The organism is Lentibacillus kapialis (assembly GCF_014646635.1).
Taxonomy (GTDB): domain Bacteria; phylum Bacillota; class Bacilli; order Bacillales; family Amphibacillaceae; genus Lentibacillus; species Lentibacillus kapialis.
Window position 1 is genome coordinate 1 of sequence record NZ_BMNQ01000073.1, and the last position, 14,050, is coordinate 14,050.

Annotated in this window: 15 protein-coding genes and 1 pseudogene; 6 read left to right on the plus strand and 10 right to left on the minus strand. The window is 43.2% G+C overall.

The genetic code is table 11. The features are described 5' to 3' along the window. Positions 1-197: 197 nt before the first annotated feature. From hisH to hisC, 5 genes are read left to right on the plus strand one after another with little or no spacing between them, the layout of a single operon-like run. Positions 198-803, plus strand: a complete 606-nt coding sequence (hisH, locus tag IEW67_RS16320; RefSeq protein WP_188634139.1) for an imidazole glycerol phosphate synthase subunit HisH — start codon at positions 198-200, stop codon at positions 801-803. Further along, positions 800-1,510 carry a 1-(5-phosphoribosyl)-5-[(5-phosphoribosylamino)methylideneamino]imidazole-4-carboxamide isomerase gene (hisA, locus tag IEW67_RS16325; protein WP_188634140.1) on the plus strand — a complete coding sequence of 237 codons (711 nt, stop codon included), beginning with the start codon at positions 800-802 and terminating at the stop codon, positions 1,508-1,510. Before hisH ends, hisA begins: the two co-directional genes overlap by 4 nt. Further along, positions 1,511-2,269 carry an imidazole glycerol phosphate synthase subunit HisF gene (gene hisF, locus IEW67_RS16330; RefSeq protein WP_188634141.1) on the plus strand — a complete coding sequence of 253 codons (759 nt, stop codon included), beginning with the start codon at positions 1,511-1,513 and terminating at the stop codon, positions 2,267-2,269. It abuts the gene before it with no gap. Positions 2,270-2,273: 4 nt separating this feature from the next. Beyond that, complete coding sequence (gene hisIE / locus IEW67_RS16335) at positions 2,274-2,918, plus strand: bifunctional phosphoribosyl-AMP cyclohydrolase/phosphoribosyl-ATP diphosphatase HisIE (RefSeq protein ID WP_188634142.1); 645 nt, start codon at positions 2,274-2,276, stop codon at positions 2,916-2,918. Beyond that, complete coding sequence (hisC, locus tag IEW67_RS16340; RefSeq protein WP_188634143.1) at positions 2,911-3,993, plus strand: histidinol-phosphate transaminase; 1,083 nt, start codon at positions 2,911-2,913, stop codon at positions 3,991-3,993. Before hisIE ends, hisC begins: the two co-directional genes overlap by 8 nt. A gap of 58 nt (positions 3,994-4,051) precedes the next feature. Here the strand turns inward: hisC and IEW67_RS16345 are convergent, their stop codons facing one another. From IEW67_RS16345 to fni, 8 genes are all read right to left on the minus strand, one after another. Then, the gene (locus tag IEW67_RS16345; RefSeq protein ID WP_188634144.1) at positions 4,052-4,840 is read right to left on the minus strand and encodes a SurA N-terminal domain-containing protein; all 789 of its coding nucleotides are present in this window, start codon (positions 4,838-4,840) and stop codon (positions 4,052-4,054) included. A gap of 218 nt (positions 4,841-5,058) precedes the next feature. After that, positions 5,059-6,024 (minus strand): siderophore ABC transporter substrate-binding protein, encoded by a 966-nt coding sequence (locus tag IEW67_RS16350; protein WP_188634145.1) that lies wholly within the window; start codon positions 6,022-6,024, stop codon positions 5,059-5,061. 19 nt (positions 6,025-6,043) lie between these two features. Beyond that, on the minus strand, positions 6,044-6,802 hold the full coding sequence (locus tag IEW67_RS16355; protein WP_188634146.1) for an iron ABC transporter ATP-binding protein: 759 nt from the start codon (positions 6,800-6,802) through the stop codon (positions 6,044-6,046). After that, on the minus strand, positions 6,796-7,746 hold the full coding sequence (locus tag IEW67_RS16360; protein WP_188634147.1) for an iron chelate uptake ABC transporter family permease subunit: 951 nt from the start codon (positions 7,744-7,746) through the stop codon (positions 6,796-6,798). Before IEW67_RS16360 ends, IEW67_RS16355 begins: the two co-directional genes overlap by 7 nt. Then, the gene (locus IEW67_RS16365; protein ID WP_188634148.1) at positions 7,736-8,689 is read right to left on the minus strand and encodes an ABC transporter permease; all 954 of its coding nucleotides are present in this window, start codon (positions 8,687-8,689) and stop codon (positions 7,736-7,738) included. The genes IEW67_RS16360 and IEW67_RS16365 overlap by 11 nt, the downstream gene beginning before the upstream one ends. A gap of 204 nt (positions 8,690-8,893) precedes the next feature. Next, positions 8,894-9,619 (minus strand): DsbA family oxidoreductase, encoded by a 726-nt coding sequence (locus IEW67_RS16370; protein WP_188634154.1) that lies wholly within the window; start codon positions 9,617-9,619, stop codon positions 8,894-8,896. 127 nt (positions 9,620-9,746) lie between these two features. After that, on the minus strand, positions 9,747-10,610 hold the full coding sequence (locus IEW67_RS16375) for an MBL fold metallo-hydrolase (RefSeq protein WP_188634149.1): 864 nt from the start codon (positions 10,608-10,610) through the stop codon (positions 9,747-9,749). Positions 10,611-10,747: 137 nt separating this feature from the next. Beyond that, positions 10,748-11,797, minus strand: a complete 1,050-nt coding sequence (gene fni, locus IEW67_RS16380; RefSeq protein WP_188634150.1) for a type 2 isopentenyl-diphosphate Delta-isomerase — start codon at positions 11,795-11,797, stop codon at positions 10,748-10,750. 143 nt (positions 11,798-11,940) lie between these two features. Between fni and IEW67_RS16385 the strand changes: the two genes are divergently transcribed. Next, positions 11,941-12,480, plus strand: coding sequence for an HD domain-containing protein (locus tag IEW67_RS16385; protein ID WP_188634151.1), 540 nt, complete (start codon positions 11,941-11,943; stop codon positions 12,478-12,480). A gap of 85 nt (positions 12,481-12,565) precedes the next feature. Here the strand turns inward: IEW67_RS16385 and IEW67_RS16390 are convergent, their stop codons facing one another. Next, positions 12,566-13,390 (minus strand): aldo/keto reductase, encoded by an 825-nt coding sequence (locus IEW67_RS16390; RefSeq protein ID WP_188634152.1) that lies wholly within the window; start codon positions 13,388-13,390, stop codon positions 12,566-12,568. A 64-nt stretch (positions 13,391-13,454) separates the two neighbouring features. Then, a pseudogene (locus IEW67_RS18425) lies at positions 13,455-13,721 on the minus strand (ribosomal protection-like ABC-F family protein); the annotation flags it as partial. Between the last annotated feature and the right edge of the window lie 329 nt (positions 13,722-14,050).

Genomic DNA, 14,050 nt, shown 5'->3' on the forward strand with positions numbered 1-14,050 from the left:
GGCCTTCTCGCACGAGTTGGTGGCCTTCTCGCACGAGTTGGTGGCCTTCTCGCACGAGTTGGTGGCCTTCTCGCACGAGTTGGTGGCCTTCTCGCACGAGTTGGTGGCCTTCTCGCACGAGTTGGTTTTGCACCTTCGTATACTCGGTGCAAAACCAACTCAACTTTAAAGGCGCTGCATAGAAAAGGAGGCATCACATGATTGCCATTATCGATTACGGTGCAGGCAACATCAAAAGTTTACAGTTTGCGTTGACAAAAGTCGGCCTTGATTCCCAGTTAACAACCGTCCCGGACATCATAAAGCAAAGTAATGGGGTTATTCTTCCAGGAGTCGGGGCGTTTCGCGATGCTATCAATACTCTGAACGATTTAGAGCTCACCGACGCACTCAAAGAAGTGGCCGCCAATGGCAAGCCACTTCTCGGCATTTGCCTCGGGATGCAGCTCCTATATGAAAAGAGTTATGAAGATGGTAAATGGAATGGCCTCGGATTGCTTCATGGCAAATCCGGGCGGATAGACGCCTCAGTCAAAGTGCCGCATATGGGTTGGAATACATTGGCACATCACAACAGGAGCTCGTTGCTTGGTAGAATACCGGAAAATTCATATGTTTATTTTGTTCATTCTTATGCTGTCAAGTCGTATAATTCGGAGCATCTCGTCAGCAGTACGGACTATGGCGGAACCATACCTGCAATTGTACAGAAGGATAATCTGATCGGCATGCAATTTCACCCTGAAAAAAGCGGTGCCGTCGGGTTACAGCTATTACAAAACTTTGGAGCGATGCTATCATGATTCTTTTTCCTGCAATCGACATCAGAAACGGTAAATGTGTGCGCCTGACTCAAGGTGACTATAATAAAGAAAAAGTTTACCACGACTCCCCTGCCGATCAAGCCCGGGAATGGGAGGAAAGCCAAGCTAAATTTCTGCATATAGTGGATTTGGATGGCGCTAAAGACGGGGTATCAGCCAATACTGAAGCAGTCCGGAAAATCGTAGACACCACCAACATTCCTGTTCAGGTCGGTGGCGGGATTCGTTCGATGGATACTATCCGTACATACTTGTCGGCTGGAGTGGATCGGGTCATCATAGGTACAGCCGCTATTCATGACCAAGCATTCCTCAAGGAGGCGGTTAGTGCATTCGGCGACAAGATTGCCGTATCAATTGACGCCCGAAGTGGACTAGTTGCAACTGACGGTTGGACAGAAACAAGTGACGTGAGTGCAAGAGAACTGATCAAAAAACTCGAAACAATTGGAATTTCAACTATCATTTATACCGATATTTTAAAAGACGGCATGTTGAAGGGGCCCAATTTTGAGGAATTGGAAGCTATTAACAGGCTTACCACCATCAACGTTATTGCTTCAGGCGGGGTATCATCCAAAGCGGATGTCACTCAACTGAAAGACTTGAACCTTTATGGTGCCATAATCGGTAAAGCACTTTATGATGGTACACTTTCGTTTCAATCAATACGGGAGGAAATATAAATGTTGGCAAAACGAATCATTCCATGTATGGATGTTGACAAAGGGAGGGTTGTAAAAGGCCATAAGTTCCAGAACATTCGTGACGTGGCCAATCCGGTTGAACTGGCTAAACAATACAATGAGGCTGGAGCTGATGAGTTGGTATTGTTTGACATTACCGCAACGCATGAAGAACGATCGATATTTTTGGATATCGTCGAACAGGTGGCCGCAGAAATCGCAATCCCATTCACAGTCGGTGGTGGCATCCGGAGCATCGAAGACATTCAACAGACACTCAGAGCCGGTGCAGATAAAGTTTCCATCAACAGTGGCGCTGTAGAAAAACCGTTGTTCATTAACAAAGCAGCTCTTAAATTCGGCAGTCAATGCATTGTGCTATCGATTGATGCCAAACAGACCGAGTCGCAAACATGGACTATTTTTACCAAGGGTGGCAGGGAAAACACCGGCATCGATGCGATTGAATGGGCAAAACGGGGGGCACACCTCGGAGCCGGTGAGATCGTGGTAAATGCAATCGATACAGACGGGGACAAAAACGGCTATAACCTTGAACTGACACAAGCGGTTGCCGAACATGTCAACGTCCCCGTTGTGGCAAGCGGCGGCGCCGGATCAGACAAACACATTGCCGAAGTACTGACAAAGACAAACGCTGATGCGGCGCTGGCAGCTTCTATCTTTCACTATAACACTGTACAGATCCCTGAATTGAAAAACTATTTGGACCAAAATGGCATTATTGTCAGGAGGTAATTTTATGGACGACGAACAGTTGAACGGACTCACATTTGATCAATATGGCCTGATTCCCGCGATCATTCAAGACGCAGAAACTGCTGACGTTTTAACGCTGGCATATATGGACAAAGAATCGCTCAATAAGACACTCGAAACCGGCGAAACATGGTTCTACAGCCGGAAGCGGCAAGAACTCTGGCATAAAGGGGAGACCTCAGGCAACCGACAGCTTGTCAAGTCAATCCGCTATGATTGTGATGCCGATTCTCTGCTTGTGGCGATTGAACCGCTCGGACCGGCCTGCCATACCGGGGAAAGATCATGCTTTTACAATACGCTCCAGGAAAGTGCCACACCTGCACAAATAGGGTTGAGCGAACTGGCAAGTCTCATCAAAAATCGGCGTAATGAAGCAATCGAAGGCTCTTATACCTCTTATTTATTCGAAGAAGGCATTGATAAGATTTTGAAAAAAATAGGTGAAGAATCAAGCGAAGTCATTATTGGTGCCAAGAATAGCAGTCATGATGAAATGACCTGGGAAATCGCGGATTTGGCCTACCACACGCTTGTCCTGATGGAATTGATGGGAGTTTCCGTCTCCAATATTAAACAGGAGCTGGCCAAACGTCATAGCATAAAGGAGAAAAGCGCCAATGAATAAATTCTGGAGCAAAGCCGTCAAACGGACAGAACCTTATGTGCCGGGAGAACAACTGAAGGATCCGAATATCATCAAGCTGAACACCAATGAAAACCCATATGGGCCGTCACCACAAGTCTCCAGGTCAATTCAAACCGAAATGACGCAAAGCTTGCACTTATACCCAGCACCAGATGCAGATGAACTCCGCGATCAAATAGGCAGTTATTATAAACTGGACAGGGATTACATCTTTACAGGAAACGGATCAGATGAAGTCCTAGCATTTTCGTTTATGGCTTTTTTTGAAGAGTACACCAAAATCCGCTTCCCTGCTATTACGTATAGTTTTTATCCAGTGTACGCCAAGCTTTTTGATATTCCGTACGAAGAAGTTCCCTTAAAGCGTGATTTCACACTGGCACCGGAGGATTTTTTCGGAGCTGACGGTGGTGTTATCATTGCCAATCCCAACGCACCAACAGGGTTATATTTGGGCGTGGAAACAATCGAAGAAATTGTCCGGAACAATCCGGAACGTGTTGTGATCATTGATGAAGCTTATATCGATTTTGCACCCGCTTCTGCCGTTTCTTTAGTAAAACGATACCCAAATCTGCTTATTGTCAGAACCATGTCAAAATCACGATCACTCGCTGGTTTGCGGGTTGGCTTTGCGATTGGTGATCCAGGGTTGACCGAAGGATTGAACAGAATTAAAGATTCAGTTAATTCCTATACGATTGATCGCCTTGCCATTGTCGGGGCGACAGCAGCTATCAAGGATGAAGAATACTTTCAGAAAACACGACAAAAAATCATCGACACAAGAGAATGGATAATTTCCGAATTGAAAAAACGCGGATTCCATGTTCTCCCTTCAAAGGCGAATTTTATTTTTGTTTCTCACTATAAAACTTCAGCTGCATCACTTTATCAGCGTTTAAAGGATTCAGGGTTCCTTGTGCGTCATTTCCAAAGACCGGAAATTGATCATTACCTACGAATTACCGTGGGATCTGATGAACAGATGACATCCTTTTTAGACACATTGGATAGCATACTGCCTTCTGCTAGTTCCACTGTCCGAGACTGAATAAGTGTCTGAGCACAATAAAAAACCAGGTTCTAAATGAACCTGGTTTTTTATCGTTTTATAAATTAATCGTTACATCCGCTTTTTCGCGAAGCTGGTCAACAATTTTTTGAGTTGCTTTAGCTTCTTTTTGTCGTTTAACCTGACTTTTCAAATCTGATTTCATATCGTCATAAGAAGGGATGTCTCCCTCGCCGCCTTTACCGTCTTTGCTGTTTTTATTCATTTGTTCCTGTTGAGATTTAAATTGATCATAGGCTTTCTTCAACTCTTTTTCCGTTGGTTCAATGTCACCTGATTCCTCAGCAATCAGCTTATCCATTTTCACCCGCTGTTTCACCTGTGACATGATTTCTTTCTCTTTCATGCCTTGTTCTTTTAATGCAGATAAAAACTTATCTTTTGATTTGAGCTGATTTTGTTGAGCCAATTCCTTCAAGGTGTTATCAACTTCTTTTTGAGAAGCTTTGAAATCACGATTATTCACTTCCTGTATAAGCAGTTCGGTGCCAACCATACTTTCCGCCGTCTGTTTTTTCAACTTATCCTGATCGAGTTTCTGGCCGCTCATCTGTGATTGCATCGCCATTTGTTGAAATTGTCCTTTATAAGTACTCTCAAATTCTTTTTTGGTTATTTCATTCCCGTTTACTTTTGCTACAACATCGGGAACACCTTTCAAGTTGGGCTTAGGCATTTCCTGCTGCTTGGATGCCTGTCCGTCCTGTTTCTCCTCCGCATTATCCTTATCCTTCTTGCTATCTCCAGAGTCGCCGTCATCGCCGCCGCATGCAGCAAGTACAACAGCCAAGCTCAGCGTTATCATTATCATTATAAGCTTCTTCATAAATGGTTTTCCCTCATTTCCTCATCATTGTTCTTTCATTCAAACATATGTTATGGGGATATCGCAAGTATTATTATTATGGTTATATGGCGTTACCCCCGAAAACATGGGGATGAAACCGCTTATTAACATTTCGTTTACAACTTTTCCGGATTTTTACTTAATTTTGCCGTACAAAAAAGAGATTGGCACGATCACCCAACCTCTCTTTTTCTGCTCTATTTCAGACTTTTTGAAATCTCGTTGACCATTTCCTGTACAGATACCAGGCCACCGCCGGAAAGATACCAATAATCCGGATTCAAGTAAACGATGTTATCATTTTTGTAAGCCTTCGTTTTTTTAGTGAGGTCATTTTCAACAAGTTGTTTGGCCGAGGTTTCACTTCCGACGACGGCACCGCGATCAATGACATAAAGCCTTTCAGGGTTCTGCTCAACAACATATTCAAACGAAACATTCATACCATGTGTGGATGCTTCAATGTCCTTATCAACTGCCGGAATCCCAAATACATCATGGATGAGGCCGAACCTGGAACTCGGGCCATAAGCACTGATTTTATCATCATTGGCCAGAATGATTAATGCATTGTTACCACTTGATGATGCTTTTTCCTTTAAATCAGCGATCGATTGTTCGATCTTCTGAAGCTCTTGATCAATTTCATCCTGCTTATCGAAAATGGTTCCGATTTTTGAAAGGTTTTCTTTAAATGATGCCATGTATCGAGTTGTATCAACACCAAGGTAGATGGTTGGTGCGATTTCTTTAAGCTGGTCATATAAGGAAGACTGACGTCCGGATATTATAATAAGATCAGGATCCATCTGGGCTAGTTTATCAAAATCCGGTTCCTTTAAACTGCCGACATTTTCGTAGTCGTCACTTTCATATTTTTCTAAATAGGACGGTATGCTTCCCTTTGGCACACCTACCGGCTCAATTCCAAGTTTACCCAATGTATCAAGTGTACCGTAATCAAAGACAACTACATCCTCAGGGTTTTTAGGGACTTCGGTTTCACCAAGTTCATGTGAGATAGTTACCTTTTCCTGTTCCTTCTGCTTTTCGGCATCATCACCGCCGGATGAATCCCCCTTACTGTCACCAGACCCTTCCCCGCAGGCCGCTGTAAAAATGGCTATTATACCCAATATACATATCAAGACTATTTTTCGCATTTATATCACCCTCCAAAGTTTATGCAAAGTAAACGCAAATTCGTTGGTTATTGACATGTTTAATATCAATGTCCATGTCATAAATTTCTCTAAGTACACATTTGTCAATCACATCACAGGTCGGTCCCTGTTTAACGACCTCACCATCCTTCAATGCAACGATTTGGTCGGAATAGCATGATGCGAAGTTTATATCGTGAATGACAATCAATATCGTTTTACCCAGGTCATCGACAAGCCGCCTCAGTGTCTTCATAATTTGAACGGAATGCCGCATATCAAGGTTGTTTAACGGCTCATCAAGCAAAATATATTCGGTATCCTGGGCAATCACCATGGCAATATGTGCCCGCTGCCGCTGACCGCCACTTAGTTCATCCAGGTATTTATCCTGCATGTCTCGAAGCTCCATATAATCGATGGCTTCATCAACTTTTGCCCAATCTTCCTTATTTAACCGTCCCTGTGAGTATGGGAATCGTCCAAACGAAACGAGCTCGCGGATGGTTAAACGCAGATTTACATTATTGCTTTGTTTCAGTATGGAGATTTTTTTAGCCATGTCATTATTTTTTTGCTTTGTAATATCTTTGCCGTCAATTGATATATCGCCATCATCCTTGGCAATCAGTCGGCTTATCATCGAAATGAGTGTACTTTTACCAGCACCATTCGGTCCGATAAATGACGTAATCGTCCCTTTCTCCACAGAAACCGAAACATCATTGATAACATTTTTATGATTGTATGACTTAAGAACACGCTTCAAATCTACCATGACTTATTCTCCTTTAATAAAAGATAAATAAAGTAAATCCCGCCGACAAAATTGATGATCACACTGATGGTTGTCTGAAATGCAAAGAGCTCTTCAACCACAAACTGTCCACCCATAAGTGCGATAATACTGATCAGGACTGATCCCATTATCAGATAAAAATGACGGTATGTTTTCAAAAATTCATAAGCGACGTTAACGACGAGCAGCCCAAGAAACGTTATCGGACCGACGAGCGCTGTAGCTATCGAAATCAGAATCGCCACAATGACCAGTAACCGTTTCACCACATAATCATAGGGAACCCCAAGGTTGATTGCCTGGTCTTTCCCTAATGCGAGTACATCGAGATACTTGTAAAACTGGATAAAGTACAGCGTTACCACTATCATTAAGCCAAGTGATAAATAGACAAGGTTTTTGTTGACGTTATTGATACTGGCAAACATACGATCCTGGGCGACCATGAATTCATTTGGGTCGATTAGCACTTGCATAAAATCAGTAAAACTGCCGAAAAAGGTTCCCAGAATCATGCCAATCAAAAGCAGAAAATAAATGTTGTTGTTTTCCCCTTTAAAAAGAAACCGGTAAAGCAACAACGAGAATAACACCATGATCCCGACTGACAGAAAATAATTAATATTGCTGCTCATCATAACCAATGACTGGGAACCAAACGCAAATATAATGAATGTCTGCAAGAGCAAATAAAGTGAATCCAAACCCAAAATATTCGGTGTCAGTATCCGGTTATTCGTAATGGTCATAAAGACCGTTGTGGCAAACCCGATAGCCGATCCGGTTAATACCATAGCGGTGACGCCGGTAATCCGCCGCGGCAGAATATAGCCGATGTTTCCGGACAGATCATAAAAAATGTAGATGAGGGCGATGACTGCTGCGATAACTGCCAGGATAATTGTCTTTTTCTTATAGCCCATATTTCTTTCTCCTCAGCAGCAGATAAATGAATATTCCGCTTCCAATGACACCGACCGTCAGGCTGATGGGAATCTCATACGGATAAATGACAATCCGTCCGATAATATCGCATGCCAATACAAAACTTGCCCCCAGAAGTGCTGTATGCAACAGACTTTTCTTTAAGTGATCACCCTGATAAATAGTGACGATATTTGGAATAATCAGCCCGAGAAACGGAATGATGCCGGCCGTTAACACAACTGATGCTGTCACCAGCGCGACGATAATCAGCCCGATATTGACAACCTGCCTATAATTCAGCCCTAGGTTCCTGGCAAAGTCTTCGCCCATTCCCGCAATGGTAAATTTATTTGCAAACATATACGCGATAACCAGAATCGGAATACTGACATACATCAGCTCATAACTTCCGCTCATGACCATCGAGAAGTCTCCTTGCATCCAGGAAGACATGTTCTGAATCATGTCATTCCTGTAAGCAAGGAATGTTGCAACGGAACTGATGATATTCCCAAACATCAGTCCGACCAGTGGTATAAACACAGCGTCCTTGAACTTGATTTTTTCAAGAATCTTCATGAAAACAAAGGTACCCAGGAGTGCAAAAAGAAAAGAAATAAACATCTTTTGCAGTGGGCTGGCAGAGGTAAATACCATCAGCGCCACCAAGATACCCAGTCTGGCTGAATCCAATGTACCCGAGGTGGTAGGTGATACGAATTTATTTTTGCTTAACTGCTGCATAATAAGTCCGCATATGCTCATGCTTGCACCGGCAATCAAGATACTGGCGAGTCTCGGCAGGCGGCTGATCGCCAACAATTCCAGCTGCTTATTTGATAAACTGAAAATCTCCCATGGCGTCACATCTGAAACGCCTATGAAAATGGAAGTAAATGATAAAAGAACCGTTGCCAGAGCCAGATGCCATATCTTCATAGAAAACCCTCGAATACACTTTATAATGATTATCAACTTTTAATAAGTCTAATCTAATTAATAATGAGATTCATTATCAATTAGAACGCACAACTTATTATATCAGATTTTGTGACAACTGCAACAGTGTTCACAAAAAGTTTTTTAAAAAAAGAAACCTTTGAAAGGATCGCCCATTCAAAGGTTTCTGGTATGATACGTTAATTAATCTTCCTCTACAATTTCACAGCCTTCATCCGTACAATAGGTAGTTTTAGATTTTTTAGGATTTAATGATTTTAATACAGGTTCCTCATTTTCTTCTTCCCACACTTTTTCCAGTACTTCATTAAAAGCTTCCTGCGGCTGGGCGCCGGATACGGCATATTTGTCATTAAAGACAAAGAACGGGACACCCTGCACACCCAATTGTCTGGCCTGTTCTTCATCGGCGCGGACATGGATAGCATAATCATCCACTTTCAACAATGCTGTCACCTCGTTCTCATCCAGTCCAACGTCACCGGCCAGCTTAATTAATGTTGCATGATCGCTGATTAACTCGGAATCCGTAAAATATGCTTTCAGAAGCCGTTCGGTCATTTCTTTTCCTTTGCCTTTTTCGTCAGCATATTTTGCCACACGATGTGCATCAAATGTGTTTGTATGCTGCATTGTATCGAAGTTATATGTCAATCCGGCTTCCGCAGCCTGTTCTCTCAGACTTTCATTCATGCTTTTTGCCTGCTCCAAAGACATTCCTTTTTTTGAGGACAGGTATTCATGCATATTCTGTCCGGGGTTCACTTCAGCCTCCGGGTCCAGTTCATAGCTTTTATAGCCGATTTCGACATCATCACGATGTGAAAATTGTTCCAAGGCAAATTCCATTCTGCGTTTGCCTATATAACAAAACGGGCACACAAAATCTGACCACACTTCTATTTTCATCATAACACCTCGTTTCTGTCTTTTTATTGTAGCACAGCACAAAGTTTTATTGTAAACGTTGTGCTTGATTGTCTCATAGGGATGACCTTAATAGAAATGATATTCTGACATCGAATCCGGCGTTGGTCTAATGTGTTTGCCTGTCATCTTCAATATAGCGGCCATAATCCGGTTTGGCCGTTTGATCAAACGTTTGAACAAGCTTTTGCAATCCTTCCGTAAGATCTTCACCTTGCATAGCCGTCCCATGCCCGGGAACAACCATGTCGGGATTCAGGGCTTCCAACTTCTCTACCGATTCTTTCGCTGACTCCCAGTCCGTCGTTAAATAACGCGGTGGTCCGTTCACTTCATCGTTTTGCATCAGTACATTGTAAAACGAATCCTGTCGAACTGTTATAAATGCATCACCCGAAAGAAGCAGTGCATCGCCTTCTCGGTAAAAAGACACGTGTCCCGGCGTATGGCCCGGTGTATGAATCCATTCCCAGTCTTTCAGTCCGGGAATGCTATGGTCATCCGGAAGTGGTTTGACCGCATCACCCAAGTTAATCGGTTCATTGGGGTACATTCCGGATATTTTAGCCAACATACCGCCTTCAACACCCGAATCCGGTTCAGGGTAACGCTTATCGCCAGTTAAATACGGTATCTCCAGCTTGTGAGCATAAACCGGAACATCCCATTTTTTTACAAGTTCGACCAAGCCGCCAACATGATCGAAATGCCCATGCGTTAACATAATGGCAGACGGTTTACTCCCCTCACCAAAGCGTTCTTCCACAACAGATACGATTTCATCTGCGGCCCCCGGTAAACCGGCGTCAACCAACACCCAATCCCCTCTATCCGGATAACCGACAAACGCAATATTTACGATTTGATCGGTGTAATAATAGACATCATTGATCACTTCACGTCCTGAACGGCTTGTAATGGATGTCATTGGAATAAACTTATTATCTCGGGGTTCATGCATTTCGTCGTCCATATTAAAAAACCTCCTTTTTGCATTAGTATCTGGAGGTTTTCGAATTATAATCATTTTATTATAAAGGACTATCAAATCAGGCCCCGGATTGGAGAACGTTTAAGCTGCTAACCTTTTCAGGCAAGCAGCTTCCGTCATTAATCCTCCAGCAATGATTTGCCCATGATGGAGACACGCTTTGTATTTTTTAGCTCATCAAGTGTTCTGGCGCCAACTCCAAACATCGTCATTTTCAGTTCCAGCTCAATCTGATCCATTGTTTCGATGACGGCTTTATCTGACTCAGTTGCCGCCTCCAGCAGCTTTCTGGCAAAACCTATCACATCTGCTCCAATTGTCAGTGCTTTTGCGGCATCCACCCCGGTTTTCATGCCCCCACTTGAAACAACCGGCGCGTCTCTCAACTCACTTCTTACTGATACAATACAGTCTTTTGTTGGAATACCCCAGTTGTTAAATGCTTCCGCCGCAGCTTTTTTAAGGGGATCTTCCGAGCGGAGTTTTTCCACTTGACTCCAGGAAGTCCCACCGGCTCCGGCGACATCAATATAGGAAATGCCGGCATCGTATAATTTCTTTGCAATGGTTCCGTCAATGCCAAAGCCGACTTCTTTTGCACCGACTGGGACGCTGACATTCGTGCATACTTTTTCAATCTTAGGCAGCAGATTTTCAAAATTCAAATCGCCACCATCCTGGACCGCCTCCTGAAGAGGATTGAAGTGCAGAACAATCGAATCAGCCCCGGTCAGATCAACAATACGCTGACATTCTTCCGCGCCATAGCCATAATTCAGCTGCACCGCCCCTATGTTGGCAATCAAGGGAACACTCGGCGCATATTTCCGAATTAAAAATGACTCCTGATGTGCGTCACTTTCCAATAAGGCCCTTGTTGAACCAAGAGCAACCACCCATCCTTTTTCTTCCGCCGCCTTAGCAAGATTTTGATTGATTTTCGCCGCAAGCTCTGATCCCCCCGTCATTGAACTGACAAGGAACGGAGCGTTCAACGGCTTGTCGAGAAAGCGGGTACCCATCTCGATATCGTCAAAATTTATTTCCGGTAATGCATTATGGATAAAAGAAATCCCTTCAAGTCCTGTAGATTTGTTCACACCTTCTACGTTATCGGTTAAACAAAGACGGATGTGCTCCGTTTTCCGCTGATTAATTCCTTCTTCCATCACCATTCATCCTAACTTAATTGTCATTATCTTTATCATACCAGTAATCAATCGGGAATAAAACAAAATGATAACAGCCTGTTGGAACAATTGTTGCTTAACTGGTATACTAATTCTCAATATCCGATCCAGGAGGCCGACATATGAAAAAGAAAGCAAGACGTTTTGCCGAAAAAGCTCATGCAGGTCAAACACGCAAAAGTTCTGATGACCCTTATATTACGCACCCTATCCGCGTCGCTGAACACTTAGAAAAAGCCGGCTGCAGCGACGAACTGGTTTGTGCCGGCTATTTACATGACGTCGTGGAAGATACCCCCTATGAAATAGAAGACATTGAAGAAGTATTCGGCATACAAGTTGCCAGGTTGGTCTCAGCCCATACCGAAGATAAATCGAAAACATGGAAAGAACGCAAACAGCACACAATTGACACGGTTAAATTCGCCTCAATCGACGTGAAGCTACTGATCCTTGCTGATAAATTCGATAATCTGCTATCGATGGAACAAGAGTATAAGCTCCAAGGTGATGCGCTGTGGGAAAACTTCAACGCAGGTTTTGAAGACCAAAAATGGTATAACGAATCCATTGCAGGGAATATGAGCGCCGGATTGGCTGCGGATGAGATGCCGGCCTTCTTTCGGGAGTTTGATGAGGCCGTGAAGCGGGTGTTTGGCTGACATTTCTGTCTGGTCCAATACAATATTGACAGATCTCTAGTTGAGAAAAACCGGACACAGCGTTATCCGCATCCGGTTTGATAACTTAGCGTTTATTCATTTGGCTTGGTTCAGGACCATTACGATGGTTGCGGTCCAGCTCAGCCATTTTATCCATCTCATCTGAACGTAACTCAAAGTCGAATACATCAAAATTCTCTTCAATCCGTGACGGTGTAACAGATTTTGGGATGACAATCAAGTTGGATTGCAGGTGCCAACGAAGGACGACTTGTGCGATTGTTTTACCGTGCTTCTCAGCCATTTCCTTCACAACATCATTACTTAAAACATCACCGCCACTCATTAGCGGGCTCCATGCTTCCAGGTAAATATTATGCTTCCTACAGAATGCTTTCAACTCTTTTTGCTGCAGATACGGATGGCATTCCACCTGATTGACAGCTGGTACAACGTCACATTCATCCAGCAGGCGCTGCAGATGCTCAATGTTAAAGTTGCAGACACCGATTGCTTTGACACGCCCATCTTTATATAATTTTTCCATTGCTTTGTAAGTATCGACATAATCATCGAACTCCGGCGTCGGCCAATGGATCAGGTACATATCAACATAATCCAGACCTAATCTCTCAAGACTTTTATCAAATGCTGTTAATGTGTTTTCATAACCCTGGTCCGAATTCCATAATTTGGTTGTGATAAACAAATCTTCCCGGGAAATATCACTCTGTTCAAGAGCCCTTCCAACGCCATTTTCATTTTCGTATACTTTCGCCGTATCAATTGAGCGGTAGCCAACTTCAAGCGCCTTGGCTACAGCCGGTGTTGCCTCTTCATCCGGCACCTGCCAGACACCAAAGCCAAGCTGCGGCATTTCAAGACCATTATTTAATGTAACGTATTGCATATAACAGCATCCTTTCTTGCTATGATGGATTTTCAGTTTATCATATTGCCCCAGACGAGAAAAATTATTGATACACGTTCCGTTTCTCCCCGGCAAATGAATAATTTCTTTCATAACGCGTCAATTCACCACCAGCAAGCCAATACGTTCCCGGGAAAATTTTATCCAGAAAATAGCGATCATGGGAAACAGCTACAATCGTTCCAGCAAATTGTTCCAAAGCATCTACCAGCACTTCCTTGGATTCGATATCCAAATGATTCGTCGGTTCATCCAACAGCAACAGATCGTTCGACGTCAGCAGCAGCTGTGCCTTGTATAACGTTTCTCTTCCATCATATCCACGCTCATTTCCATACAATCTCCTTTCTATAATATTGACAGAAAGGAAAAATTTAAAGCTTTTATTAGAATTTAAGCCTACATGTGTTGTTGAAGCAATCAATGTTCAGTATTCCCATCAGAACCACCAGCTTTCTTCAAAGTCTGATTGCTGGCAGAGTATTCGTAACTAAACCACGCTTAGAAAAACTCGGCAAAGTGCGGCCCGGTCTTTTTTCTATCTTCGTTAGAGAAAATCCGATAATTTATATGCCTGTCCATGTACGCCATTATAATACGCTGGATACATTTCCCCTCCACACATTTCACAGTTGAATT

Coding starts and splice junctions, on each gene's coding strand:
- hisH (WP_188634139.1), top strand. CDS start 198: ATGATTGCCATTATCGATTACGGTGCAGGCAACATCAAAAGTTTACAG.
- hisA (WP_188634140.1), top strand. CDS start 800: ATGATTCTTTTTCCTGCAATCGACATCAGAAACGGTAAATGTGTGCGC.
- hisF (WP_188634141.1), top strand. CDS start 1,511: ATGTTGGCAAAACGAATCATTCCATGTATGGATGTTGACAAAGGGAGG.
- hisIE (WP_188634142.1), top strand. CDS start 2,274: ATGGACGACGAACAGTTGAACGGACTCACATTTGATCAATATGGCCTG.
- hisC (WP_188634143.1), top strand. CDS start 2,911: ATGAATAAATTCTGGAGCAAAGCCGTCAAACGGACAGAACCTTATGTG.
- IEW67_RS16345 (WP_188634144.1), bottom strand. CDS start 4,840: ATGAAGAAGCTTATAATGATAATGATAACGCTGAGCTTGGCTGTTGTA.
- IEW67_RS16350 (WP_188634145.1), bottom strand. CDS start 6,024: ATGCGAAAAATAGTCTTGATATGTATATTGGGTATAATAGCCATTTTT.
- IEW67_RS16355 (WP_188634146.1), bottom strand. CDS start 6,802: ATGGTAGATTTGAAGCGTGTTCTTAAGTCATACAATCATAAAAATGTT.
- IEW67_RS16360 (WP_188634147.1), bottom strand. CDS start 7,746: ATGGGCTATAAGAAAAAGACAATTATCCTGGCAGTTATCGCAGCAGTC.
- IEW67_RS16365 (WP_188634148.1), bottom strand. CDS start 8,689: ATGAAGATATGGCATCTGGCTCTGGCAACGGTTCTTTTATCATTTACT.
- IEW67_RS16370 (WP_188634154.1), bottom strand. CDS start 9,619: ATGAAAATAGAAGTGTGGTCAGATTTTGTGTGCCCGTTTTGTTATATA.
- IEW67_RS16375 (WP_188634149.1), bottom strand. CDS start 10,610: ATGGACGACGAAATGCATGAACCCCGAGATAATAAGTTTATTCCAATG.
- fni (WP_188634150.1), bottom strand. CDS start 11,797: ATGGAAGAAGGAATTAATCAGCGGAAAACGGAGCACATCCGTCTTTGT.
- IEW67_RS16385 (WP_188634151.1), top strand. CDS start 11,941: ATGAAAAAGAAAGCAAGACGTTTTGCCGAAAAAGCTCATGCAGGTCAA.
- IEW67_RS16390 (WP_188634152.1), bottom strand. CDS start 13,390: ATGCAATACGTTACATTAAATAATGGTCTTGAAATGCCGCAGCTTGGC.